The 24,346-nt window shown below is 54.4% G+C and carries 23 protein-coding genes; 13 read left to right on the top strand and 10 right to left on the bottom strand.

From position 1 onward, the window contains the following. Nucleotides 1-2 precede the first annotated feature (2 nt). From COO92_RS08230 to COO92_RS08185, 10 genes are all read left to right on the top strand, one after another. The gene (locus COO92_RS08230) at nt 3-593 is read left to right on the top strand and encodes an RNA-binding protein (protein ID WP_022733748.1); all 591 of its coding nucleotides are present in this window, start codon (nt 3-5) and stop codon (nt 591-593) included. Between the two features lie 80 nt (nt 594-673). Continuing rightward, nucleotides 674-3,355 carry a translation initiation factor IF-2 gene (gene infB / locus COO92_RS08225; protein WP_101301307.1) on the top strand — a complete coding sequence of 894 codons (2,682 nt, stop codon included), beginning with the start codon at nt 674-676 and terminating at the stop codon, nt 3,353-3,355. Nucleotides 3,356-3,372: 17 nt separating this feature from the next. Further along, nucleotides 3,373-3,792: a 30S ribosome-binding factor RbfA gene (gene rbfA, locus COO92_RS08220; protein WP_022733750.1), complete on the top strand. Its 420-nt coding sequence runs from the start codon at nt 3,373-3,375 to the stop codon at nt 3,790-3,792. Beyond that, nucleotides 3,792-4,718 carry a tRNA pseudouridine(55) synthase TruB gene (truB, locus tag COO92_RS08215; RefSeq protein ID WP_022733751.1) on the top strand — a complete coding sequence of 309 codons (927 nt, stop codon included), beginning with the start codon at nt 3,792-3,794 and terminating at the stop codon, nt 4,716-4,718. Before rbfA ends, truB begins: the two co-directional genes overlap by 1 nt. Before the next feature lie 17 nt (nt 4,719-4,735). Then, the gene (gene rpsO, locus COO92_RS08210) at nt 4,736-5,005 is read left to right on the top strand and encodes a 30S ribosomal protein S15 (protein WP_101301305.1); all 270 of its coding nucleotides are present in this window, start codon (nt 4,736-4,738) and stop codon (nt 5,003-5,005) included. 208 nt (nt 5,006-5,213) lie between these two features. Beyond that, complete coding sequence (pnp, locus tag COO92_RS08205; RefSeq protein WP_101301303.1) at nt 5,214-7,337, top strand: polyribonucleotide nucleotidyltransferase; 2,124 nt, start codon at nt 5,214-5,216, stop codon at nt 7,335-7,337. A 99-nt stretch (nt 7,338-7,436) separates the two neighbouring features. Next, complete coding sequence (locus COO92_RS08200; RefSeq protein ID WP_101301742.1) at nt 7,437-8,831, top strand: NAD(P)H-dependent flavin oxidoreductase; 1,395 nt, start codon at nt 7,437-7,439, stop codon at nt 8,829-8,831. 193 nt (nt 8,832-9,024) lie between these two features. Then, the gene (irrA, locus tag COO92_RS08195) at nt 9,025-9,471 is read left to right on the top strand and encodes an iron response transcriptional regulator IrrA (protein ID WP_022733755.1); all 447 of its coding nucleotides are present in this window, start codon (nt 9,025-9,027) and stop codon (nt 9,469-9,471) included. A gap of 252 nt (nt 9,472-9,723) precedes the next feature. Continuing rightward, nucleotides 9,724-10,152 (top strand): rubrerythrin family protein, encoded by a 429-nt coding sequence (locus COO92_RS08190; RefSeq protein ID WP_022733756.1) that lies wholly within the window; start codon nt 9,724-9,726, stop codon nt 10,150-10,152. A 69-nt stretch (nt 10,153-10,221) separates the two neighbouring features. Then, entirely contained in the window at nt 10,222-10,506 is a 285-nt protein-coding gene (locus COO92_RS08185; RefSeq protein ID WP_101301301.1) for a YciI family protein, read from the top strand. Between the two features lie 105 nt (nt 10,507-10,611). On the opposite strand, the gene COO92_RS08180 is transcribed toward COO92_RS08185, so the two are convergent. The 3 genes from COO92_RS08180 to COO92_RS08170 are packed head-to-tail and all read right to left on the bottom strand — an operon-like array spanning nt 10,612 to nt 13,621. Next, on the bottom strand, nt 10,612-11,436 hold the full coding sequence (locus COO92_RS08180) for an ABC transporter ATP-binding protein (RefSeq protein WP_022733758.1): 825 nt from the start codon (nt 11,434-11,436) through the stop codon (nt 10,612-10,614). Next, nucleotides 11,430-12,455 (bottom strand): FecCD family ABC transporter permease, encoded by a 1,026-nt coding sequence (locus COO92_RS08175; protein WP_240626367.1) that lies wholly within the window; start codon nt 12,453-12,455, stop codon nt 11,430-11,432. The genes COO92_RS08180 and COO92_RS08175 overlap by 7 nt, the downstream gene beginning before the upstream one ends. A gap of 35 nt (nt 12,456-12,490) precedes the next feature. Then, nucleotides 12,491-13,621, bottom strand: coding sequence for an ABC transporter substrate-binding protein (locus COO92_RS08170; protein ID WP_101301298.1), 1,131 nt, complete (start codon nt 13,619-13,621; stop codon nt 12,491-12,493). 179 nt (nt 13,622-13,800) lie between these two features. On the opposite strand from COO92_RS08170, the gene COO92_RS08165 reads away from it, so the two are divergent. Next, entirely contained in the window at nt 13,801-14,592 is a 792-nt protein-coding gene (locus tag COO92_RS08165; RefSeq protein WP_101301296.1) for a class I SAM-dependent methyltransferase, read from the top strand. Between the two features lie 41 nt (nt 14,593-14,633). On the opposite strand, the gene COO92_RS08160 is transcribed toward COO92_RS08165, so the two are convergent. Both COO92_RS08160 and COO92_RS08155 read right to left on the bottom strand, forming a co-directional pair. Next, entirely contained in the window at nt 14,634-15,095 is a 462-nt protein-coding gene (locus tag COO92_RS08160) for an OsmC family protein (protein ID WP_101301294.1), read from the bottom strand. Between the two features lie 243 nt (nt 15,096-15,338). Continuing rightward, on the bottom strand, nt 15,339-17,690 hold the full coding sequence (locus COO92_RS08155; protein WP_101301293.1) for an alpha/beta hydrolase: 2,352 nt from the start codon (nt 17,688-17,690) through the stop codon (nt 15,339-15,341). Between the two features lie 306 nt (nt 17,691-17,996). Here COO92_RS08155 and COO92_RS08150 point away from each other — a divergent pair, with 306 nt between their 5' ends. Both COO92_RS08150 and COO92_RS08145 read left to right on the top strand, forming a co-directional pair. Further along, the gene (locus tag COO92_RS08150; protein WP_240626366.1) at nt 17,997-19,283 is read left to right on the top strand and encodes an MFS transporter; all 1,287 of its coding nucleotides are present in this window, start codon (nt 17,997-17,999) and stop codon (nt 19,281-19,283) included. Nucleotides 19,284-19,377: 94 nt separating this feature from the next. Beyond that, on the top strand, nt 19,378-19,947 hold the full coding sequence (locus COO92_RS08145) for a CHAP domain-containing protein (RefSeq protein WP_101301290.1): 570 nt from the start codon (nt 19,378-19,380) through the stop codon (nt 19,945-19,947). 117 nt (nt 19,948-20,064) lie between these two features. Here the strand turns inward: COO92_RS08145 and bioB are convergent, their stop codons facing one another. The 5 genes from bioB to COO92_RS08120 form a co-directional block, all read right to left on the bottom strand. After that, complete coding sequence (bioB, locus tag COO92_RS08140) at nt 20,065-21,084, bottom strand: biotin synthase BioB (RefSeq protein ID WP_165792302.1); 1,020 nt, start codon at nt 21,082-21,084, stop codon at nt 20,065-20,067. Nucleotides 21,085-21,088: 4 nt separating this feature from the next. Beyond that, nucleotides 21,089-21,685, bottom strand: coding sequence for a biotin transporter BioY (locus tag COO92_RS08135; RefSeq protein ID WP_101301287.1), 597 nt, complete (start codon nt 21,683-21,685; stop codon nt 21,089-21,091). 273 nt (nt 21,686-21,958) lie between these two features. Then, complete coding sequence (locus COO92_RS08130) at nt 21,959-22,630, bottom strand: GntR family transcriptional regulator (protein WP_240626365.1); 672 nt, start codon at nt 22,628-22,630, stop codon at nt 21,959-21,961. Between the two features lie 130 nt (nt 22,631-22,760). Then, the gene (locus COO92_RS08125; RefSeq protein ID WP_101301285.1) at nt 22,761-23,510 is read right to left on the bottom strand and encodes a proteasome-type protease; all 750 of its coding nucleotides are present in this window, start codon (nt 23,508-23,510) and stop codon (nt 22,761-22,763) included. A gap of 16 nt (nt 23,511-23,526) precedes the next feature. Next, a complete protein-coding gene (locus tag COO92_RS08120) occupies nt 23,527-24,345 on the bottom strand; it encodes a transglutaminase family protein (RefSeq protein ID WP_101301283.1) in 819 nt (272 codons plus the stop codon). Nucleotide 24,346: the final 1 nt, after the last annotated feature.

Below are 24,346 nucleotides of genomic sequence, written 5' to 3'. Positions count from 1 at the left end.
CCATGTCGCATCGCAAAGGCGGCAAGGTAGCCGAGGTTCCGGAACGCCGGTGCATTGTCACCGGCGAGGTCCGGGCCAAGGAAGATCTTCTCAGGGTTGTAATCGGACCAGATGGTTCGGTTGTTCCCGATCTTGAGGAACGGTTGCCGGGACGGGGATTATGGTTGTGCCCGTCGCGGGATGTGATAAATACCGCCTGTGCAAAGAATGCCTTTGCCCGGGCAGCGCGGCAAAAAGTCGTGATCGACCCCGAGCTTGCTGACCGGATCGAGCAGCTGCTAACGCAGAAATGTCTTGATCTGTTGTCGCTTGCACGACGTGCCGGTCAAGCCGTTGCCGGGTTTGAAAAAGCACGTGCCCAAATTGCTGAGGGTGCGGCTCTGATATTGGCAGCACGCGATGGTGCTGCAGACGGAAAATCCAAGATCGAGGCCAAGGCCCGGGATCTGCCGATTTATTCCGTTCTGAACGCTGCTGAAATCGGCGCGGCTTTTGGTCGTGAAAAAGCAGTACATGTGGCCGTTGCGCCAGGAGGCCTGGCCAAACGGCTGGGTCGCTCCTTGAAGCGGCTTGAAGGATTTCGCGCAGTCTGACAACAGGCGTGCGCCGGACGGACAGGACAGGGTCGACATGTGAAGTCGATCCCGCAGGAAATGAGGAAGTTGGACGGATTATGAGTGATCGCGATCAGGAGAAGAAACCGCTGAGCCTCAACAGATCGAAACTTGAATTGAGCAAGACGGTCGAGGCAGGGCAGGTTCGCCAAAACTTCTCACATGGACGGTCAAAATCTGTGACCGTCGAAGTGCGCAAGAAGCGGACATTCGAAAAGAACGAATCCGGTCGCTTCCGTGAAGTGAAAAAGGATTTCGTTGCCGAGGAGCCACAGGCGGCGCCAGAAGCACCGGAAGCCAAATCGGCACCGGAAGCTAAAAAGGAACCGGTTAAAGAAGTAAAAAAGCGTCCGGTTGTTGAAGATCAGGGCAATCTGACCAACAGTGAGCGTGCAACCCGCATGGCTGCTTTGAAGGCTGCTGAAGAGCGCCGCAAGCAGGATGAAGCGGATGCCGAGGTGCGTGCACGCGAAGAAGCTGCGCGCAAGGTCGAAGAAGACGCCCGCAAGGCAGAAGAAGCCAAAGCGGCAGAAGCTGCTGACAAAGCAGAAGATGCTCCGGTTAAAGATGGCTCGATGTCTGTCGAAGACGTTGAAAAGTCGATTGCGGCATCAACAGCCAAAGGCAAACCTTCCAAACCAAAACCGGTTGGTAAGCCAAAAGCAGCTGAAGAAATCATGCCTGGTGAACCGGCCGAACCGCTGGTTCCTGAAGAGCGTCGTCGTACGGCCCCTGCTGCTGCCAAGACTAAAAGCCGCAAGGAAATCGACGAGGAAAATGCTCGTTTGGCAGCACGCAAGCGTGCCGAAGAAGAAGCAAAGGGTGGGGCTGCGCGCGCCAAAACCGATGATGGCCGTCGCCGTGGCAAACTGTCGATCAACAATGCCATGAGCGGTGACGAAAGTGGTCGTCGTCGTTCAATGGCATCGATCAAACGCCAGCAGGCCAAAGCCAAGGCCCGTGCTCAGGGCCCGCAGAAACCTAAGGAGAAAGTCGTGCGTGATGTGGTCGTTCCTGACGTCATTACTGTTCAGGAACTTGCCAACCGTATGGCCGAACGTGCAGCTGACGTGATCAAGTCCCTGATGGGCATGGGCGTTATGGCGACCATCAACCAGAGCCTTGATCCAGATACCGCCCAGCTTGTGGTAGAAGAATTCGGCCATAACATGAAGCGTGTTTCAGATGCTGATATTGAAGAATCGCTGGTATCGGTTGATGAAAATGACGACAATCTGATTGGTCGTCCGCCGGTCGTGACCGTTATGGGCCACGTTGACCATGGTAAAACCTCTTTGCTTGATGCGCTGCGTGCAACCGATGTCGCCGGTGGCGAAGCCGGTGGTATTACCCAGCACATTGGGGCCTATCAGGTCACCATGGCAACCGGTGCGAAAATCACCTTTATTGATACCCCGGGCCACGCGGCATTTACCGAAATGCGTTCGCGCGGTGCGAAGGTTACCGATATCGTTGTTCTTGTTGTTGCAGCCGACGACTCGGTCATGCCGCAAACGATCGAGGCCATCAGCCATGCCAAGGCAGCCGGTGTTCCGATGATTATTGCGATCAACAAGATCGACAAACCGGGTGCCGATGCCTCAAGGGTTAAAACCCAGCTGCTTCAGCATGAAGTTGTGGTCGAGGAAATGGGCGGTGACGTTCAGGCTGTCGAGGTTTCGGCCAAACAGCGTCTTGGCCTTACCGAACTTGAAGAAGCCATTCTGCTGCAGTCTGAGGTTCTTGACCTTAAAGCCAACCCCAAACGTGTTGCCGATGGCGTTGTTGTCGAAGCACGTATGGAAAAAGGCCGTGGTCCGGTCGCAACCGTTCTGGTTCAGCGCGGGACCCTGAAAACCGGTGATATCTTTGTCACGGGTGCAGAATGGGGCCGTGTTCGTGCGCTGGTTGATGATCACGGTAACCGTGTTGTCGATGCCATTCCGGGCATGCCGGTTGAGGTCACTGGCCTGAACGGTGTTCCAGCAGCGGGTGATGACTTCGTGGTTGTTGAAAACGAAGCAAAAGCACGTGAAGTTTCTGATTTCCGTCAGCGTCGTATCCGCGAAACGCAGGCTGCGGCGATGAAGAAATCCGCACTTGAGAACATGTTCGCGCAGAGCGGTGAAGTTAAAGAACTTCCGATTGTCATCAAGGGTGACGTTCAGGGGTCGGTCGAGGCGCTTATCGGGACCTTGCAGAAGCTTGGTAACGAAGAAGTCTCGGTTCGTGTCCTGCACAGCGGCGTTGGTGGAATTAACGAGTCGGATGTCACACTTGCCCGTGCATCGAATGCGCTGATCATCGGCTTTAACGTGCGTGCAAACCAGCAGGCCCGCGAACAGTCGCGTCGTGATAACGTTGATATTCGGTATTATTCGATCATCTATGATGTTGCTGATGACATTAAAAAGATGCTGTCGGGTATGCTGTCGCCGGAAGTTCGCGAGAAGTTCCTGGGCTACGCCGAAATCCGCGACCTGTTCACCATCTCTGGCAACAAGATCGCTGGTTGTATGGTTACCGAAGGTACCGTCAAACGTGGTGCAGGTGTGCGTCTCTTGCGCGACAACGTGGTCATTCACTCCGGCGAGCTGTCGACCCTGCGTCGCTTCAAGGACGAAGTCAAAGAAGTCCGTGAGGGCTATGAATGTGGCATGTCGTTCGCCAAGTATAATGATCTGCAGGCAGGCGATATGATTGAGTGCTTCGAAAACGAGGAAATCGCCGTCGAACTGTAAGGCGGTGAGGATCTGAAATGGCGAAGCAACCAGCCAAAGCACCAAGTCAGCGACAGCTCCGAGTGGCGGAAGAAATCCGCCAGGCGCTGTCGCAGGCGTTGGAACGCGGCGATATTTACGAACCGGAACTGACCCGTCGCCCGGTCACCATTACGGGTGTCAGTCTTTCACCGGATATGCGCAATGCTATGGTATCCTTCACGCCGCTTGGCGGGGGTGAGGCGGAAGCCTCGCTCAAGGCGCTGACGCGCCAGAAGGGTCACCTGCGCAATCATGTGGCCCAGAAGGTTCACATGAAATATGTGCCAGCATTGCGATTTATCGAAGACAAAAGTTTTGATGTCGCCGACCATATCGGAGCTTTGTTGCGCGATCCGCACGTTGCTCAGGATCTTGCGGATGGTGGTTCAAACGAACCGGAAAATGAGGACGACTGATGGCGCGTCGTCGTCGCGGTAAAAGCATTAATGGCTGGTTGGCGGTCGACAAACCTCTGGAGATCACGTCATCAACCGTGGTCAATCAGGTGCGTCGTCTGTTAGATGCAGCCAAAGCCGGACATGGCGGGACACTTGACCCATTGGCGTCTGGTGTGTTGCCAATTGCCTTTGGCGAAGCAACCAAAACGGTTGCTTATGTCATGGATGGCAGCAAAAGTTATCGTGTTACGCTGAAGTTCGGCGAAGCACGCAGCACGGATGATGCAGAAGGCGACGTTATCGAAACGTCTGATCATCGTCCGAGCGCAGACGAAATTAAGGCCGTGCTGAATGAATTCACGGGTGAAATTCAGCAGGTGCCGCCAAAGTTTTCGGCGATCAAGGTCAACGGCAAGCGTGCCTATGATCTTGCGCGTCGCGATGAAGAGGTGGTGTTAAAACCACGTCCGATTCTGATCAAGGATCTTCGACTGGTCGATATGCCAGATCGCGATCATGCTGTGTTCGATGTCATATCGGGCAAAGGGGCATATATGCGATCTTTGGCGCGCGATATTGCGCTGCGCCTTGGTACTGTTGGCTATATCGCCGCGCTTCGCCGGACTTCGGCGGGGCCGTTTTCGGAGGGTGATTCCATTCGCTTGCAGGATCTGCTCGAAATGGACCCCGAAGAGGTGTTGAAGAAAATGCTTCCGGTTGAGACCGCGCTGGACGACATCCCGGCGCTGGCCCTGACCGAAGTCGAGGCGCAACGCCTTTCATCTGGCCAGTCCGTAGGACTGTTGCCGGTTGCAAAGCGAAGTGCCCTCGAAAACCCCGTCGTGCAGGACGAAATCGTCTGTGCCATGCTCCATAACCGCGCTGTTGCGTTGGCGGAGATAAGTGGTGGCGAAATTCGGCCCGTACGTGTTTTTAATCTCTAAAGGCGAAAGGATGCCTGATGTCGATTACTGCTGAACGCAAAGCCGAGCTGATCAAAGAATACGCTCAGAAAGACGGTGACACCGGTTCCCCCGAAGTCCAGGTTTCAATCCTGACCGAACGGATCAAGAACCTTACCGAACACATGAAAGAACACAAACACGACTTCCATAGCCGTCGTGGTCTTCTCATGATGGTCGGCCAGCGTCGTCGCCTGCTGAAGTATCTGCAGCGCAAAGACCAGTCGCGTTACGAGGCCGTCATTGCACGTCTCGGTATTCGCCGCTGATTTCGAACTACGGCGGAGGGTGACCTCCGCCGTCGTTTTTTATTGTTCTGATGGATCAGAACACGGGAAGTAGGGTCGGATGGGCCGACCAGATGCTTAATCCGGACCCATTAATTATGAAGCTGTTACCAAAGCCTCATAATTAATGTGTTCGGAACTCGTGTATGATTACGGGTCCGTCAGATGTTTGTAAGAGGAAGAGAAAATAATGTTTAATGTCGTCCGTAAGGAAATGCAGTGGGGCAACGCCACTCTGACCCTTGAAACCGGTAAAATCGCCCGTCAGGCCGATGGCGCTGTCAAGGTCACCTATGGTGAGACCGTTGTTCTTTGTACTGCCGTTGGCGCCAAACAGCCGCGCCCGGATGTCGACTTTTTCCCACTGACGGTTAACTACCAGGAAAAAGCATTTGCCGCGGGTAAAATCCCGGGTGGTTTCTTCAAACGTGAAGGCCGTCCTTCGGAAAAAGAAACGCTTGTTTCGCGTCTGATCGACCGTCCGATCCGCCCGCTGTTCCACCCGCTGTATCGCAACGACACCCAGATCGTTTGTACCGTTCTGTCGCACGACATGGAACACGACCCGGATGTGGTTGCCATGATCGGCACCTCGGCTGCGCTGACGATTTCTGGCCTGCCGTTCCTCGGTCCGATTGGTGCTGCGCGCGTTGGTTATGCAGATGGTGAGTACATCCTCAATCCGGCGACCGACTCGGTTAAAGAAGGCGATCTTGATCTTGTTGTTGCGGGTACCCGCGATGGCGTGATGATGGTTGAGTCCGAAGCATCCGAGCTGTCCGAAGAAATCATGCTTGGTGCAGTTAAATTCGGTCACGATCAGTTCCAGGGCGTTCTTGACCTGATCATCGATCTTGCTGAAGACGCTGCCAAAGAGCCGCGCGCTATTGCTGAACTGCCAGAAGGCTATGACGCATTGGTCGAAAAAGTTGCTGGTCTTGGCACCGATGCCCTGACCAAAGCTTATAGCCATGTTGTCAAACAGGAACGTTCGGCTGCCATTTCGGTTGCCAAAGCTGAAATCGTCGAGAAACTTGGTGATGAAGTTCCTGATGGGCTTAAAGGCAAAGTTTCGTCGATCATCAAGGATCTGGAAAAAGACATCGTTCGCGGTGCGATCCTGAAAACCGGCAAACGTATTGATGGCCGTAGCGGTGCTGACGTTCGTTCGATCATGGGCGAAGTTTCGGTTCTGCCGCGTTCGCATGGTTCTGCGATCTTTACCCGTGGTGAAACGCAGGCACTGGCTGTTGTTACCCTTGGTACCGGTCAGGACGAGCAGATTGTTGATGCGCTTGACGGTGAATACCGTGAAAGCTTCATGCTGCATTACAACTTCCCGCCGTACTCGGTTGGTGAAGCTGGCCGCATGGGGTCGCCTGGCCGTCGTGAGATCGGTCATGGTAAACTTGCATGGCGTGCGCTGCATCCGTTGATGCCGACCAAAGACACCTTCCCGTACACCACCCGTATTGTTTCGGAAGTTACCGAGTCAAACGGTTCGTCTTCGATGGCGACGGTGTGTGCAAGCTCGCTTGCAATGATGGATGCCGGTGTTCCGCTGGTACGTCCGGTTGCGGGTATTGCGATGGGCCTGATCAAGGAATCAGACGACTTTGCTGTTCTTTCTGACATTATGGGTGATGAAGATCACCTTGGTGACATGGACTTTAAAGTTGCTGGTACCGAAAACGGCATCACCTCGCTGCAGATGGACATCAAGATCACCTCGGTGACCGCAGACATCATGCAGATCGCCCTGAAACAGGCACGTGACGGCCGTTTGCATATCCTTGGTGAAATGTCCAAGGCGCTTCCGGAAGCACGTGGTGAAGTATCGGGCAATGCACCGACCATTACCCAGTTTTCGATCCCGAAAGACAAAATTCGTGATGTCATCGGTTCGGGCGGTAAGGTTATTCGCGAAATCTGCGAAGAGACCGGCGCAAAAGTCGATATCGAAGATGATGGTTCGATCACTGTCGCACATACCGATGGTGCAAAAGGCAAGCAAGCTGTTGATTGGATCAAATCAATCGTTGCAGAACCTGAATTGGATCATATCTATGATGGTAAGGTCGTTAAGGCTGTCGACTTTGGTGCCTTCGTAAACTTCTTTGGCGCCCGCGACGGTCTTGTTCACATTTCCGAACTGGCACCTGAGCGTGTCAAACAGGTTTCGGATATCGTGAAAGAAGGCGATGCAGTTAAAGTCAAAGTCATCGGTTTCGATGATCGCGGCAAGATCAAACTGTCGATGAAACGTGTCGACCAGGAAACCGGTGCAGACCTCGAAGCAGGCGACGCCGAATAAGCAAATTGGATGCCGGACGACGATAAAAATGTAACGTCGTCCGACAGTCAAAGCGATGCAGGGGTGTCGCTGGCAAATTGCCGAATGGGAGAGACGAACTTGAAAGCCCTTAATCCGCTCGTCATGTCGGGTAAAGAAGTCTTGCCAGTTATCGAAGGTGGCAAAGGCGTCGCTGTATCGACGGGCAAAAGTTCCGGCGCATGGGCCGCTGCCGGCGGTATCGGGACTTTTTCCGCTGTGAATGCTGACTCGTATGACGAGAACGGCAACATGGTTCCGATCGAATACGCAGGAAAAACCCGCGGAGACCGCCATCAGGAACTGATTGCGTACGGTATTCGCGGCGGCATTGCACAGGCTCAGATTGCCCACGAAATGCGGAACGGCGAAGGCCGTTTGCATATGAACGTTTTGTGGGAAATGGGCGGCGCTGAGCCGATCCTTGAGGGTGTGCTTGAAGGTGCCAAAGGCCTTATTCACGGGGTGACCTGTGGTGCAGGCATGCCCTACAAGATTGCCCAGATTTCAGCCCACTATGGCGTTCACTATTATCCGATTGTGTCTTCGGCCCGTGCTTTCCGCGCATTGTGGCTGCGGTCGTATAAAAAGACCCCGGAATGGCTGGGCGGTGTGGTTTATGAAGATCCATGGCGTGCCGGTGGCCATAACGGTCTGTCGAATTCCGAAGATCCGCTTGTGCCCGAAGATCCGTTCCCGCGTGTCCGTGACCTGCGTACATTCATGAATTCGGTTGGCCTGAACCATGTGCCAATCATTATGGCTGGCGGTGTCTGGTTCCTGCGTGATTTTGAAGACTGGATCGACAATCCGGAAGTTGCCCCGGTGGCCTTCCAGTTTGGTACCCGTCCGCTTCTGACTCAGGAAAGCGAGATTTCCGACGAGTGGAAACAGCGCCTGACCAGCCTTCAGGATGGCGATGTATCGCTGCATAAATTCAGCCCGACGGGTTTCTATAGCTCGGCGGTGCGTAACACCTTCCTCGAAGACCTGCATCAGCGGTCTGATCGTCAGGTGCGCTATTCGCGTACTGCCGAAGCAGACCTGCATGTCGGTATTCCGCTGGGCCGTCGTGGGCGTCCGATTTACGTCCGCGAAGATGATGCCGATAAGGTGCGTGGCTGGCTTGATGCCGGATACACCGAAGGCATGCCGACCCCGGATGAAACCATGGTGTTTTTGACACCTGAAAGCGCATTGACGGTTAAGAAAGACCAGATCGATTGCATGGGCTGTTTGTCACAGTGCCAGTTCTCCAACTGGGAACAGCACAGTGGCACGACCGGCAAACGGGCTGATCCGCGTTCTTTCTGTATTCAAAAAACGCTTCAGAACATTGCGCACGGTGCGAAGGTTGAAAACGAACTGATGTTTGCCGGCCATAATGCCTACAAGTTTGGTGAAGACCCGTTCTATGCCAACGGCAACATTCCGAGCGTCAAACAGCTTGTTGATCGCATCATGACCGGTGACTGATCACCGATCTGTCAGATCATTTCAAAGGGCCGGTTTTTCACCGGCCCTTTTTTATGGGCGCATGCCGCGGATTGATGTGATTGGAGTTGATCAAAATCAAAGAACCGCGCGCAGAGGTTCCCTAAGGTAGCCTTGGAATTGATCGGGGCCGTAAATGAATATTGGCCCGTCAGGAAAGTGAAGGGGCAAGATCATGCGTACCGCCACCACCGGGCGTCCATACACCAATGCACTTAATCGCCTTAAAGAGGCCAATCTGCGCCCCACCCGGCAGCGACTGGCCCTGGCCCGTCTGATGTTTGAAGATGGCCATCGCCATATCACAGCAGAGCAAATTCATTCCGAAGCGATGACCAACACCATCAAGGTGTCATTGGCAACGGTCTATAACACTTTGCACCAGTTTACCGATGCCGGTTTGCTTAATGAGATCGTGGTTGATTCGGGCCGTTCATATTTTGATACCAACACCGCCCCGCATTATCATTTTTACTGCGAAGAAGACGGCATGCTGTCAGACATTCCCGCTGAATCCATTCAGATTGCCGGTATTCCCAACATGCCGCGCGGCACGGAACTGCAGTCGGTTGATCTTGTTTTCCGCTTGAAACGCAATTCAGCGACACGGAATGCGGCCTGATTGCCCCGGTATGTTTGGCTGTGATCAGCACCTTGGTCGCGGGGTAATTTCGGCATTTGGGTACAAGGTGACAGGCTGATGAAATCTGCCGTCAGGTGGTGCAAATTGGTTTGATGCTGCTTGACGCAGAACGATTTCAGGACAAATACAGGGGTGGCAGAACCGTAAGGGTTTGCCGCCTGTTTTGTTTGATACCTTTCGCATGCATCCACACAAATGATCTTTGCGAACAATAATATAAGGACAGCGCACATGGCGCTTAAGGGAACACGTACCGAGGAAAATCTGCGCGCAGCCTTTGCCGCAGAAGCACAAACCAACCGTCGATACCTTTATTTCGCCCAGCAGGCTGATATCGAAGGCGATACCGACGCCGCCGAGCTGTTCCGAGCCGCTGCCGAGGCGGAAACTGGTCATGCGTTCGGACATCTGGAATTTTTGGAAAAAACCGGTGATGCGACGACCGGCAAGGCATTGGGCACGACAAAGCTCAATCTGGAAGCGGCATTGGCCTTAGAACGGGCTGAAGCCGATCAGACCTATCCGGAAATGGCGCGTATCGCGCGGGAAGAAGGCCTTGATGACGTTGCCGCGTGGTTTGAAAGTCTGGCGCGGGTTGAAAATGCCCATGCCCAGCGGATTGAACGGTTGATCGAGCGCGTTGGTGAAGCGTCATCCTGATCCACATATCTGACGGTTTTCGGGTATGTTGATCGTCCTTGTTTTCCAAGATAATGGACTGGACGAAAGATGTTTGTTGTTTCGCTGAGCTACAAAGTCCCGCTTGAAGAAGTGGACGCCCATATTGACGGGCACATCGCATGGCTGAAATCAGCCTATGCCAAGGGGATGTTTCTGGCGTCCGGACGCAAAATTCCGCGTGATGGCGGGGTGATCCTTGCCAAGGGCGACCGGGCTCTACTTGAAGAAGAACTGACCCGTGATCCGTTTCATCAACATGATCTGGCCGATTACACGATCACGGAATTTGATCCGGTCATGGTGGCGGATGGCTTGGACGCCTTGCAGGGCTGATAAATACCAAGTCTCTTCAATGTACAGGGCGTAGAATGGACGTCAGAACGATGTGTTTTGTCCTGACGTCCATGTATCCGTGTCAGCAGAGATTCTCGCGAATGCTTATTGAGCAGCCAGTGACATGTCCGAGACGGGATTATGCATCACGGCTGTGCTATGGCGGCTGTTGGTTTCATCATGCGGGCCGCGCAAGACAACGTGAGCATGACCAAGCGAATTATATTCGACATGGCCATCGACCTGATAGACATCGCGCAACAGGTCGCTGTCGATGACATCGGCACAGGGGCCGAAAGCCACCATGCGGCCATCGCGGATCGCCATGGCTTGATCGCAATATTGAAGCGCGTGGTTCAGATCGTGAATGGCGATCAGGACAATGATGTTTTGCCCTTTGGCGATATCACGCATGAAAGACAGAACCTCCATCTGGCGATGCAGATCAAGGGCCGAGGTTGGTTCATCCATCAGAAGGATTTTCGGGTCCCGCACCAGTGTCTGGGCGATGGCAACCAATTGGCGTTGTCCGCCGCTGAGTTCGCCCAGATTGCGCGCCGACAGGTCTGAAATGCGCAAGGCAGCAAGAATGCCATCAATGCGGGTCAGTTCATCATCACGCACGCGTAAACTTGATCCCTGCTTGGCGGCAAGAATGACGGACTCATAGACCGATAAAACGGCGGTTGATCCAGTATCCTGCGGCATATAGCAAATGGTGTTGCGCTGTTTGGCCGCAGACCCGGTGTCGACCGTGCCCTCCCCCTTGGCCAGTCCCGCAATGCGTTTGAACAGGCTGGATTTACCTGCTGCATTGGGGCCGATGACGGCGGTGACAGTGCCCGGTTTGATCAACGGTGTCGTAACACCCGAAACCACCTGAACCTTGCCATACCGCGCTCCGATATTTTCAAGTTGCAGCGTTACCATGATTTCCTCCGACTTGCGAAAATCAACGAGAAGAAGAACGGCACACCGACAAGGGCGGTAATCACCCCGATCGGCAAGATCGCACCCGGGATCAGCAGTTTGGAAAGTACCGAGGTGGCCGACAGGATCAAGGCCCCGCACAGAACCGAAGCGGGCAGGAAGAAGCGCTGGTCTTCGCCCACCAGCATGCGGGCGATATGCGGGCCAACCAGCCCGATAAAGCCGATGGTGCCAACAAACGATACCGGGATTGCCGCCAGAAGGCTGACGATCAGCATGGTGCGCAGGCGTAGACCCTGAACATTGACGCCGAAACTTTCTGCCTTGGCATCGCCCAGACGAAGGGCGGTTAAGGCCCATGCTTGTTTGGTAAACAGCGGCAGGGCAATCGCAACGGCGGCGGCAGTGACCGCAACCTTGGTCCAGGTGGCTTTCACCAAGCTACCCATGGTCCAGAAGACAACAGCAGCCAACGCCTGCTCACTGGCAAGATATTGCAATAGGGCCAGAAGCGCGTTGAAGGTAAAGACCAGTGCGATGCCCAGCAAAACAATGGTTTCGACCGTGACACCGCGCATACGGCTAAAGAAATGAATGATCAGTGCTGCGCCCATGGCCATGATGAAGGCATTGATCGGAATGATAAATTCAACAAGGGACGGCACGAGCGCGACGCCCAGCACCAGAGCCAAGGCCGCGCCAAATCCGGCGGCGGCCGAAATGCCAAGCGTAAAGGGGCTTGCAAGCGGGTTGGCAAGGATGGTTTGCATCTGTGCACCAGCCGTCGACAGGGCCGCCCCGACAGTTAGCGCCATTAGCGCAACCGGCATGCGGATCTCCCAGATCACCACGCGCATCTGATCGCTTGCAGCCCCGGGATTAAGCAAGGTGGCAATCACATCAGACAGCGGATAGTTCGCCGGTCCCGTCGCCAGATCGACAGCAAACGAGAGAAACAATGCCCCGCCCATCGCGAGCAGCAGCAAAAAACGACGCAAGGAGCGTGCTTTGTAGTGCACGCTCCCGGCTTCGACAGATATTTGTTTGGGTGTCATTAGTTTGTGACGGTATCGCTAATGGAGATGAAATAACCCGGCTGATAATCAATCGGCAGGAAGCGGTCGTGAAGTTCCTTGAAGGTTGCTTCAGGGTCGATATCGGCAAACAGGTCCGGGTGCAGCCATTTGGCCATCTGTTCGATAACAACGAACTGATAGGGGCTGTTATAGAACTGGTGCCAAACCGCATGAACCTTGCCGTTTTCGACGGCCTTGATGCCGGTAAAGGCCGGGCGTTCTGTCAGGCCAACAAGTTTGCGATGGGCTTCAACCATATCGGCATTCGGGCCAAGTCCAACCCAGGCTCCACCGGGGGAATAGGCTTCCCAGCTGGCACCCGTTGCAATTACCTGATCGGGGTTTGATGCCACAACCTGTTCGGGGTTGATGGTGCCAAATGTGCCCGGAATGATCGCAGCAGCGATGTTTATACCGCCGGCCATTTCAACCATTTTGCCGAAGTTTTCGTTGCCAAACGACATGCAGCATTCTTCGGAATAGCCCGCAGCACGTTCGATAAAGACATTGGGTTTTTCCGGATTTGCCTTGGCAAGCCGTGCGGTGACTTCGTTGATATGATCACTGCGGAAGGTGATGAATTCGTCGGCTTTCTGAACCTTTCCCGTCAGTTGCCCAAGAATTTTCATGCTGGTTTCGGTGTTCTTGATCGGGGCTTCACGAAAATCGATATAGACCAGCGGAATGCCAACGGCGGCGAGTTTTTCATCAAAACCGCCATCTTCGGTGGCACCTTTGGATTCGAGATTCATGATCACGACATCAGGTTTCAGCGAGATCGCCTGTTCGACATCGAACGTGCCATCCTTCATGCCACCAAAGGTCGGAATCTCATCAACGCGCGGATATTTCGCAGCATAGATGTCATAGGTTTGCGGGTCGGCCTTTTTCAGGTCATCGCGCCAGCCAACAACACGGGCGAAAGGATCTTCGCTATCAAGCGTTGCCAACCCATAAATCAGGCGGCCTTCGCCAAGGATTACGCGTTCAACCGGCAGGTTTACAGAAACTTCCCGCCCGGCGACGTCGGTAATTTTAACCGATTCGGCGGCCTGTACAGACCCCGCAACCAACATCGTCAGCGCTGCAATTGCACCAAAAATTTTCATTCCCGTTCCCTCATTTAGGATTGCCCTGATGCGGGATTATCAGTTATTGAGAATGCAAATCAATGTTTTTCGCAATGCTAATGCGATTTATTTGCGAAATGGCAATTTGAACATCTGTGAGAGATCGAGACAAATCGCGGAAATCTCGCGTTTTCCGCTGTTGAGGGCATAAAGACACCATGAATGAGGCCAGCAATTACTCCCTGCGTGACGAGATCAAAGAATATTGGTCGATGCGTGCGGCGACTTTTGACGAACAACCCGGTCACGAAATCTTTTCTGAAACGGAACGGGCGGCGTGGCATGCGCTTTTTGAACGTCACATTGGAAAAGGGAATGGTCGCCGCGCCCTTGACCTTGCCAGTGGGACCGCTGTGATCAGCCATCTGATGCATGATCTTGAGTTTGCGGTGACCGGGCTTGATTGGTCTGAAACCATGCTTGAAAAGGCACGCGCCAAATCAAAACAGCGTGGCTCAAATATCCAGTTCCTGCTCGGCGACGCGGAAAATACGCTTGAGCCAGACAACAGTTATGATGTGATTGTGACACGCCATCTGGTTTGGACGCTGGTTGATCCGGCGGCAGCATTTGTTGAATGGTTCCGGGTGCTTAAACCGGGCGGAAAACTGTTGGTGGTCGATGGTGATTTTGTTTCATCAACCTGGGCCAGTAAGCTCAATAAGGCGATGGCCGATGTCATGCAGTCACTTGGTCTGCGCAAAGCGGCTGAGGTGGCACCACAGATGAAAACCCATCGTGATATTCTGGCCCGCGTGCATTTTTCGGGTGGCGCACGCTCCGATGAGGTTTCAGCAATGCTCCGCCAAACCGGGTTTGACCCGATCACGGTTGATTTCGACCTCAAGCAAATCCACAGCGCGCAAAAGAAACACATCAGCTTTGCCAAGGGGCTGGAGCGCGGCGCACAGCATCGCTATGCCATATGCGCACAAAAACCGATCAGCTGATTGCCCGAATACCTAAGGTCAGGAATACACGGTGGTGCCGGTTATGATACCGGGGTCACCGTGATTTCTGTTTTGACCGAATTGGCAAGAAAGCAGGCTTCATGTGCGCGATGATGAAGGTCGGCTTCAAGGTCTGCGTCCGGCGCGTTGCCGAGATAGGTCACACTTGGCTTAAGCGCAACTTTGGTGATCATGGTTTTACCATCGATCTTTGCCATTTCCCCGGTGGCAGCATCGACATAACGGTCAACGACAAGGCCGCTATCAGACGCAAAATGCAGGAAGAACAACATGTGGCAGCTCGAAAGTGCGGCGACATAGGCTTCTTCGGGGTCGACATTTTCCTCAACCGAATAGGGCAACGGCACAACATGCGGCGATGATGACGCCGGGATTTCGACCCCGCCATCAAATCGCCAGACATGGCCGCGGGAATACCGGCGGTCGGTAAACTTTTCCGTTGCCGAACGTGTCCAGATAACTTCTGCGCCAAAGCTGCTCATGGAGGGCTCCGTTTATGGGGCTTGCCCCGATGTTAGTGGGGATAACGGAGCATAGAATGCCTTGGTGGTGGAAGTTGCGCAATGATGATGATCGAGGTTTCCAATGGTGCAAATGACGCAAATGGCGCCCAAAAGATATCAAGCCCTGATGCCGAAGTGTCTTGCACCATTCAACTGACATTCATCCATGTCCAAACAGACCTGAGAGGGTTTATTCCCGCCGTGGCGGGCTAGGCCATGACGCTATTCTGCCGAAATCGCCTTGGGCATGCGATGTGACGCTTCGACATGACGTTCGACGAATTGCAGGATGCGTTCCTGCGCATTGTCGATATCCTCATTGAGGATGCCATGGCGATCGGATTTCAGCATCTGCACATCCAGATCGGTTATTCCGGTGGCAAGGCGTTTGATCATGCGTGCACTGGCCGGATCAACCACCTGATCGCCATCACCCTGCAAGATCAGGGTCGGGCATTCAATATCGGGCAGGCAACGCTGCATTTCCGCCACCGCCTGGCGCAATTGATACAATCCGCCGATGGGAATGTTACGGTAATTGATCTCGGGATGTTCCGACTCGTTTGTTCGGAAACTCAGCATTTCCTGTGCCGATGGCATCCAGCCCATCAGCTTGTTCGCACCATACAGCAACGGCACAAACATCAGATTGCGATTGCGGAACTTAAGCGGTGTTCCGGCCAGAACCAAGGCGGTCAGTTTTTCAGGATGGGAACTTGCATGGATTGCTGCCAGTGCACCGCCAGTGGAAAAACCGACGATAATGATCTGGTCGCAGAACGGTGCGAGAATGTCATAGCCACGTCGCACAGATGCCAGCCAATCGGTCCATTTGCGTCTTTGTAATTCATGGGGCGATGTCCCATGACCGGCAAGCCGTACCCCCATGACAGCATGTCCCTGTGCGGCAAATTTTTCGCCCAGTTCATAAAGTTCAGCCGGGGATGCCAGAAACCCGTGCACCAGCAAAATGCCAAGTGTGAAATGCTCATTTCCGTTGGGCAGGTTCAAGTAAGGGCGGCTGTCGGCGGTGGCCGTTTCCTGTGAATTGATCGTATCGTACTTGCGTTTTTCGTATCTTTTGCGGTTCCATTGCCACGCCCGGATTTCATCATCGAACTGGCGATGGGCAATGTCGCGATCTGTCAGGTTATCAACTTCGGCACGCGCGCGTTCAAGTGCCTGCCACACCGCATGGATCGGTGACATTTCGTTGGCATAAACCATGATCGGGTTGTCCATGCGGATTTGATCAAACCCGGCTTCGGCCTGTAATTTCTCCAGGAAGCAGTATTTTCCGTCACGGCGCTCAATCAGGCCCAGTTGAACCGCACTGTCGATAAAGAACCGGATTTGCGGACACTTCAAATCAAAGATGCCGATATAATCGGCCGGGTTCAGCATGCCGCGATGCAGATGAACCGTATCGACCTGCTGGATGTTTTTGATCGCTAGATAAAGCGTGCGGTCAAAATGTTCGATATCGACTTCCGTGACCCCGTCATCAAGCCACATCATAATCAGGCGTGACGCCAGATGACTGACGTTGATCGTCAGGTTGGAATACATCACCGCCATGCAGTGATCGCGAAGCGGCGCGATATGACGCGTCAGGGCATATTGCGTAACCCGGTCTGGCAGGGTTTCAAGGGTTTTGGCCGGTTTGAATAAATCATCAATGCTGCCCGCGCGTTGTACGCGCCGTGCCAGAAGCCGCCGATCAAGCCAGTTAAACTGACCGCGCGGGTCAACCGGATCGCCCAGACGGATGTCCATATCGGTCTGTTTGAACATCAGGTTGCCTTCAATGATCATTTCTTCGGCCATTTTCGGGCTCAGCCCGCCAGTAAACATATCCGCCGCCCGGGCAAGGATGTTTTGATCAACACGCAACGGATGGAAGGTAATGTTGGCCGGAAACATCAAGGTTTGTTTGGCCAAAACGGTGCGAAGAACATCCTCTTCGACCTCAAGAATATCAGCCCAGCGGGCAAGTTCACGCGTATCGCCCTTGGCAATCAGCGCGGACAAACCGATTTTAAAGCCATCAATACAAAGTCCCAGAAGGGCGGCACCGGTATGGTGGGCACGTCTGGCGTCGGCGGATCGGGAATAGACACTGTAATCGGGACGTTTGGGATGCGGGCGATCATTAAGCGTGACGCGCCGGTCCTTGACCATCCCGCCTTCGGGGAAGACGACGACCTTGCCGCCGCGCAGGATTTCCTCGGCCAGAAAGGGCAACAGCCGTTCATAATTGTTGGGCACCCCGCCCAGCGCACGCAGATAGCGTGAAAAGGTATTGTCCTGCGCAAAAAACTCGCCCGAAGCGATGGAGCGGCAATAAACACCGGTTTCCAATGCGATCAGATACTGCGGGATAAAGGTTTCAAACCGGGCGAAATGGTTGAACATGAAAATATCGCCCTGTGCCAGATGGTCTTGCGCACCATGCATCTTGATATTGATGTCGATATTGGCGCGAAGGGCGGTCATCGCGCGCAGCGTCCACTCGCACGTTTTCGGATTAATAGCGAATTGTTCGCGTTCGATCTCGCGGAAAGACTGGTTCATTCGGTGCGATACCCCGGCGCTGTCACAATGGCTGTTCGAGGACGTTCTCCGGCTTTCTTGCTGTTTGGACCGGCAGGTTTCCCGATTTTGATATGTGTTCTTTGATCTGCTTTGGGAAGGTATTCTACAAATGAATTGCGAAGAATTAATGCCAATCTGGCATGTCTTTCGTATAATCGGGCAATCGCCCTTATCGTCTTTGTGATAGATCATTGGCGGTGTGCGACTTCTTGGGCGCTTTTGTGCCATCCCTCCTTGCGTCCTTGCCAAACCTGATCTGCCTGTCTTTTGACGATTGGAGTCTCCTTGCCGTCACCTGCTCCCGATCAATCCGAGCCATCATCAACGCGCGTGGTTTCCACGTCGGGCGATACACGTCCGCAGTCGATCTTTTCTGATCGTAATTTTATCCTGTTTCTGGTTGGGCAATGCATCACGACCCAAGGCCTGTGGGTGCAGAAAATCGCCATGTCATGGCTGGCATGGTCTTTGACCGGATCGGCATTCTGGACCGGGACAATTGCCGCATTGAATTTTGCACCGGCGTTTTTCCTTGGTCCGATTTTCGGGGTGATGGCCGACCGGGTTGATTTGCGCCGTACCGCCATGGTGATCAATCTGGGGCAGGCGGCTGTGTCGTTCCTTCTGATGGGTTTGTCCTATGCCGACATGATGAGCCTGCCGTGGATGGTGGTTCTGGCGGGATCCATGGGCATTCTGGGCAGTGCAATGACACCGGTGCGGCTGTCACTGGTGCCGGTGATTGTAAAGCGCGAATTCATGAGCCGGGCCGTGGCCTATGCGGCGATGAATTTCAATATTTCGCGTCTGGTGGGGCCGGCTGTTGGTGGGGTTGTGATTGCGACATGGGGCACGGGTGCGGCCTTTATGATCAATGCGCTCAGTTACCTTCCAATGATCTTTGTGATTTCGGTGGTGACGATCCATATGGACCGCGCGCCCGATGCCAAAAGTCGGCGCATCTGGGCATCGCTTGTCGATGGCGCGCGTTATGCCATTCACCATCCGATGATCCGGTCTGTATTGGCGTTGTCATGCTTTGTGTCGCTGGTGGGAACCGGCATGGTCGAACTGATGCCGGTCTTTGCCGAGGCGGTCTATGAACGTGGTGTCACCGGGCTTGGCATGCTGGCATCTGCGGGCGGTGTCGGGGCGGTGGCATCGACCTTTTTCCTGTCACGGGTCGGATCGAACGCGGCCGATTATCAGCGCATTACGATTTATGGTGCCTTTGGCGCATCGGTCGGGATGCTGGGGCTTGGATTTGCCCCATGGTACGAAATGGCAGTTGTTCTGGTTGCACTGACCGGTGGGGGTTTGACGTTGGTCGGGGTGGGGTCGCAAACCGCCCTGCAACTGACCGTTGATAACCGGCTGCGCGGTCGGGTAATGAGTTTCTGGAGCGCAACCAGCTTTGGCGGCATGGCGCTGGGTGGGACGTTGCTTGGCGCGATATCTGAGGCCGGTAACATTCAATATACCGCGCGCGGGTCAGGCGTTTTGATCTTGTGTACCGCCCTTATTGGCCTGTGGCGGCTGTATCGGATTGGCAAGATTGGCGCGCGTCGTTAAATGCCGATGTCATGCCAATGACGGGCAACAATAAACAATTACTTAAACCCTGTCGGGCTAAGGTCATTCATTGTGATGTTTTTGGGGAACTGAGATGCGCCTGATCGGGATCGTCGGATTGTGTTTGATGCTGTCTGCATGCTTTACCACCGCAAAATCGGTTTCCCGGTCTGATGGGCCGATGCCCAGTGATACGGTTCAGCTCCTGACCAATGTTAGCGTGCCGAACTCCCATCTCAACAGCTTTGCCCCGACCAGCAAGTTTTTGCAATGCGTGCCCTATGCCCGTGAAGTCTCGGGGATCGAGATTTATGGTGATGCCTGGACATGGTGGGCGCAGGCTGGCAACAAGAATTATGCACGTGGACATCGGCCCCAAGTTGGTGCGGTCCTGACCTTGCGTAAAACATCACGTTTGAAACTGGGCCATGTTGCGGTTGTTTCGGCCATTCTTGATGATCGCAAGATATTGGTAAATCAGGCCAACTGGGGTGGTGATTCGCGCACACGCGGCAAAGTCCATTACCGTCAGCCCGTGGTTGACGTTTCGCCCAATAATGACTGGTCGCAAGTGCGCATGATGAACACGCTTGGCACCTTTGGCCGTATCTATCCGGCCCATGGCTTTATCTATCAGCCCCGCGAAACGGCCGAAGCCAACTGATCCCTTTTTCCTGTCCATAGATACCCGCCGATTAAAAAAATGGCGAAGCCCCCGGATTAAAGGAGCTTCGCCAATTGAAACCCGTACGGGCGGTACGGGTTCGGGGGTTGAACTGTTTTAGGCCGCGATCGGACCCAATGCCTTGAAAAGGGCGGTGTCGCTGTCTTCTTCCGGATTGGGTGTGGTCAAAAGCTTTTCACCGTAAAACACCGAATTGGCCCCGGCCATCAGGCACATGATCTGTGCTTCGCGGTTAAGGTCTGTGCGCCCGGCGGAAAGACGCACGGTCGATGTCGGCATGACGATGCGTGCGGTTGCAACCATGCGCACCAGTTCCAGCGGATCAATCGGATCGCGATGTGCAAGTGGGGTTCCCGCCACTGGAACAAGGGCGTTGATCGGCACACTTTCGGGATGGGGCGAAAACCTGGCCAGAACCTGAAGCATTGATGCCCGGTCACGGATGGTTTCACCCATGCCAATGATCCCGCCACAGCACAAATCAATACCGTGGCTGCGCACGGCGGCCAGCGTATCAAGCCGATCCTGATAGGTGCGCGTGGTGATGATCTGGTCGTAGAATTCCGGGCTGGTATCAAGGTTATGGTTGTAGGCGGTCAGTCCGGCCTGTTTAAGCTGTTGCGCGTGATGGGGGCGGAGCATCCCCAACGTGACACAGGCCTCCATGCCAAGATCATGCACACCGCGCACCATCTCAAGCACCGCGTCAAATGCGGCCCCGTCGCGCACTTGGCGCCATGCCGCCCCCATACAGAAACGATCCGCGCCTGCATCCTTCGCACGGGTTGCCATTTCAATGACCGATGCCGGGTCCATCAACTGTTCCTTGCCCAGTATGACCTCGCGGTGGTGGGCCGATTGCGGGCAATAAGCACAGTCTTCCGGGCAACCGCCGGTCTTGATTGACAGCAGGCTGGCCTTTTGCACATGCGTCGGATCGTGATGGATGCGATGCACGGCATTGGCCCGGCCCAGCAGTTCAAGAAGGGGGCTGCGATAAATCGCCTCAACCGCCTCAACCGTCCAGTCATGGCGCGCTGCATCGGATGAGGTTTTGGGCGCATCGCCGCAAAGGGTGCGGTGGGCCGTTGCCATATCGGTTGATCCTGCTGTCATGGGATCAGGCCGCGTCAGCGCGGTTTGACGGTTTACGCTTGGTCAGGCGCGTGATCGCAGCACCGCCAAGCGCCACCAGCGCAATCTTGATGGTGTCGCCAAGAATGAATGGGGTGAAGCCAAGCGCAACAACCTTTTCCGATGCGACAAAACCCGAAAGCCCTGCTAGCCCCAAAAGATAGACCGGCACCATGCCCGCCATCATCACGACAAAGCGCCCAACCGCACCGCGACCACGCGCAAGCGCGCCGACAAAGCCCGCCGCAATCAGGTATCCGGCCAGATAGCCACCCGTTGGGCCCATCATATAGGCAATGCCAATCCCGCGTTCCGGCGTTCCGGCAAAGACGGGTAAGCCGGTTGCCCCCGCCGCCAGATAGGCCAGCATGGTTGCAACGGCGATGCGCGGGCCGGTGGCGACTGCAATTGCCATGATCGCCATGGTTTGCAAGGTCATCGGGACGGGCCAGAACGGCACGGTGGTTTTGGCACTTGCAGTGATCAAGGCGACGCCAAGCACGACCATCAGGCAGTATTTTGCCCCGGCTAAAACCGGATTGTTCAATGGTGCAGATGTCGCATGTGAAACGGGATTTACCATGATGATGACGTGCTCCTTAAGACCGCAATTCAAAATTATCTATAAAAATGAATCTGATCTATTAATTACGGCGTCATTGGTGCTTAAAATCAATCCCAAAATTCATTAAACGGCGAAATTTGTGGAGTAACTCGTCGGATCAAATCTATCTAATTGAATTTAAACGTTAAAAATTATCTATAAAAATGCAAAATTTACGCATAATACGGCTCAGGCAGATGCCGGTCGTGGCATCCATCCAATCATCAGACCAGAAAATTGGGTAATTTTGGCTTACGAAGGGGCGCGCATATGTCGTTTGGCCCCGGTTTTGGTGCCGATCCATTTGACGTGACGGGCAAGGGTCGCGGCCGCCACATCAAACTGATGTTCCTGCAGGGCGCGTAAAATGGCGCGGTGATCCTGATCGGTCGGGGCTTCCCATTCCATGCGAAATCCCGAAAACAGGAACCGCGCACTTGCGGCATGTAAGTCGTCAATCGTCGCCATCAAACGTGGCATGTTGCACGGTTCAAGAATGATGCGGTGAAAGGCCTTGTTGGCTTCTTCCCATGCCCGGACATCCGGGGCATTTTCCCCGGCCCGGTTGATGGCTTCTGCCTCGTCAAGGATCGCGCTGGTCAGGTGCGGGGCTGCGTGGCGCAGGGCCAGAACTTCAAGTGATGCGCGCATTTCAGCAACTTCGCGCACTTCGGCGATATCAAAGCTGGCAACGCGGACACCCCGGCGTGGTTCGCTAACGACAAGCCCTTGCGCTTCGAGCCGCCTGAATGCTTCGCGGACCGGTACGTGGCTGGCGCCAAATTCCTCGGCAAAGTGATCCTGACGCAATTTGGTGCCCGGCGCGATGTCGCCAGAAATAATGCGGTCGGCCAAGGCACGGGTGATGCGCCCGGTGATCGTGGTGTCGGATTCGTTTTTCATGATTTTATAGATAATTTGCATGCACGCACTTGTCGAGCATGCAAATTCCCCGCCGGTATTTTATTGGCGGGGCGCATGTTCCACGTCTTTGTTCCGTGCCAAACGGCACGCCAAAAACAAACAAAATGACGCAGATTAAATGCAATACGCTCTAGTCGTCTGACGGGGTGCTATGTTCGTCTGGCATCATGGCAAAGGCATCGCGCAGGGCCGTTGACCAGGCAGATGACAGCGCATGAAAACCGGGGTCTTCGGCTTCGATCCGGCGTAATTCTGAAAATTCACATGCATCATCGGGCAGAACGGCAAGGTCAAGCGGCATGCCAACCGACAGGTTCGAACGCAGGGTCGAGTCCATCGACAGCAAGGCAGCCTTAACCCCTTCGTGGATCGGGGTGTCCGGGGTGATCACACGATCAAGGATCGGTTTGCCGTATTTATGCTCGCCAATTTGCAGGTATGGCGTGTCCTCGGTGGCCTCGATAAAGTTTCCGGCGGCATAGACCAGAAACAGGCGTTGATCGCCGCCCTTGCGCTGCCCGCCGATCATGATCGAGGCCGCACTGCTTTCATGATGCTGTTCAAGCGTGTCATGGTATTTCAACTGAACTTTTTGCATCGCCTGACCAACAAGCTCGGCAACACAAAACATGCTGGGCGCGCTAAGGATGCAATCGCCGGGCTTCGTATCGGGATCATCAATGGCTTCATGCAATGTGCTCATGACGGCCTGTGTGATCGCAAGGTTGCCAGCCGAAAGTGCCACAATCGCGCGGTCACCCGGAACTTCCCAGGTAAACATCTTGCGATAGCGTGAAATATTATCAAGGCCAGCATTCGTGCGGGTATCAGAAAGGAAAACCAATCCTTCTTTCAGCATCAAACCGACGCAGTAGGTCATGTCTTAACGGGTCCGGCTATTGTTGTGATTGCGCAACGACCACTGTTACATCCAAATTCTCGTTAGCACCACCAGTATGTACGCCCCGTATAGGTGTGGCCACCTGCCCATCAAGTCCAGACCCCAGACGAATATAATAATCTGTTGGGCAGCATCGGTTGGCCGCATCAAATCCGACCCAGCCCAATTCAGGTAAATGAAGCTCGGCCCAGGCATGCGATGCCTCGTGGGCTTTGCCATGCAGATCGGCAAACAGATATCCCGAAACATAGCGCGCCGGGATGCCAAGATGACGGGCCGCAGAAATCAGCACATGCGCGTGGTCCTGACAAACCCCTTTACCATCGGCCAGCGCATCCGCCGCCGTGGTGTGCACATCCGTCGTGCCCGGTGCAAAGACAACCGCGTCTGAAACCGCATCGGCCAAGGCATGCGCGCGGTCAAGAAGTGAGGAGTCTTTTGTCTTTTTGGCGGCCTTTTCGGCCAGTTTGCGAATGGCTGAACTTGATTTCGTCATCGGGGTTGAGCGCAGGAAGACGTCCGGGAAGGCGCGTTCCTTGTGCCCGCGCAAAACGCCTGCTGTATCGGTGGTTTCAACCTCGCCAGAAACAAAAATATCAATACCATCGACCGGGCCGCCGACGGTCAGTGTGCTGATAATGTCGCCATTTCCATCGGTGAATTCAGAGCCGATCAGGCAGCCTTCCGCCTTGATCGACCAGTTCAGGATTTTTTGTCCGTCAAATTGTGCCGGCGTCAGTTTCAGGCTTTGCACCACATGACGCGCGGGTGATTCATATCGATAATGGGTGTGATGTTCGACTGTCAGGCGCATT

This window comes from Thalassospira lohafexi (assembly GCF_002844275.1).
Classification (GTDB): Bacteria; Pseudomonadota; Alphaproteobacteria; order Rhodospirillales; family Thalassospiraceae; genus Thalassospira; species Thalassospira lohafexi.
The sequence above is the reverse complement of the archived record's forward strand: the minus strand, read 5'-3'. Positions and strand labels throughout refer to the sequence as shown.

Bases quoted from the DNA above. Each gene is read 5' to 3' on its own strand.
- COO92_RS08230 (WP_022733748.1), top strand. From the start codon at position 3: ATGTCGCATCGCAAAGGCGGCAAGGTAGCCGAGGTTCCGGAACGCCGG.
- infB (WP_101301307.1), top strand. From the start codon at position 674: ATGAGTGATCGCGATCAGGAGAAGAAACCGCTGAGCCTCAACAGATCG.
- rbfA (WP_022733750.1), top strand. From the start codon at position 3,373: ATGGCGAAGCAACCAGCCAAAGCACCAAGTCAGCGACAGCTCCGAGTG.
- truB (WP_022733751.1), top strand. From the start codon at position 3,792: ATGGCGCGTCGTCGTCGCGGTAAAAGCATTAATGGCTGGTTGGCGGTC.
- rpsO (WP_101301305.1), top strand. From the start codon at position 4,736: ATGTCGATTACTGCTGAACGCAAAGCCGAGCTGATCAAAGAATACGCT.
- pnp (WP_101301303.1), top strand. From the start codon at position 5,214: ATGTTTAATGTCGTCCGTAAGGAAATGCAGTGGGGCAACGCCACTCTG.
- irrA (WP_022733755.1), top strand. From the start codon at position 9,025: ATGCGTACCGCCACCACCGGGCGTCCATACACCAATGCACTTAATCGC.
- COO92_RS08190 (WP_022733756.1), top strand. From the start codon at position 9,724: ATGGCGCTTAAGGGAACACGTACCGAGGAAAATCTGCGCGCAGCCTTT.
- COO92_RS08185 (WP_101301301.1), top strand. From the start codon at position 10,222: ATGTTTGTTGTTTCGCTGAGCTACAAAGTCCCGCTTGAAGAAGTGGAC.
- COO92_RS08180 (WP_022733758.1), bottom strand. From the start codon at position 11,436: ATGGTAACGCTGCAACTTGAAAATATCGGAGCGCGGTATGGCAAGGTT.
- COO92_RS08170 (WP_101301298.1), bottom strand. From the start codon at position 13,621: ATGAAAATTTTTGGTGCAATTGCAGCGCTGACGATGTTGGTTGCGGGG.
- COO92_RS08165 (WP_101301296.1), top strand. From the start codon at position 13,801: ATGAATGAGGCCAGCAATTACTCCCTGCGTGACGAGATCAAAGAATAT.
- COO92_RS08160 (WP_101301294.1), bottom strand. From the start codon at position 15,095: ATGAGCAGCTTTGGCGCAGAAGTTATCTGGACACGTTCGGCAACGGAA.
- COO92_RS08155 (WP_101301293.1), bottom strand. From the start codon at position 17,690: ATGAACCAGTCTTTCCGCGAGATCGAACGCGAACAATTCGCTATTAAT.
- COO92_RS08145 (WP_101301290.1), top strand. From the start codon at position 19,378: ATGCGCCTGATCGGGATCGTCGGATTGTGTTTGATGCTGTCTGCATGC.
- bioB (WP_165792302.1), bottom strand. From the start codon at position 21,084: ATGACAGCAGGATCAACCGATATGGCAACGGCCCACCGCACCCTTTGC.
- COO92_RS08135 (WP_101301287.1), bottom strand. From the start codon at position 21,685: ATGGTAAATCCCGTTTCACATGCGACATCTGCACCATTGAACAATCCG.
- COO92_RS08130 (WP_240626365.1), bottom strand. From the start codon at position 22,630: ATGCAAATTATCTATAAAATCATGAAAAACGAATCCGACACCACGATC.
- COO92_RS08125 (WP_101301285.1), bottom strand. From the start codon at position 23,510: ATGACCTACTGCGTCGGTTTGATGCTGAAAGAAGGATTGGTTTTCCTT.
- COO92_RS08120 (WP_101301283.1), bottom strand. From the start codon at position 24,345: ATGCGCCTGACAGTCGAACATCACACCCATTATCGATATGAATCACCC.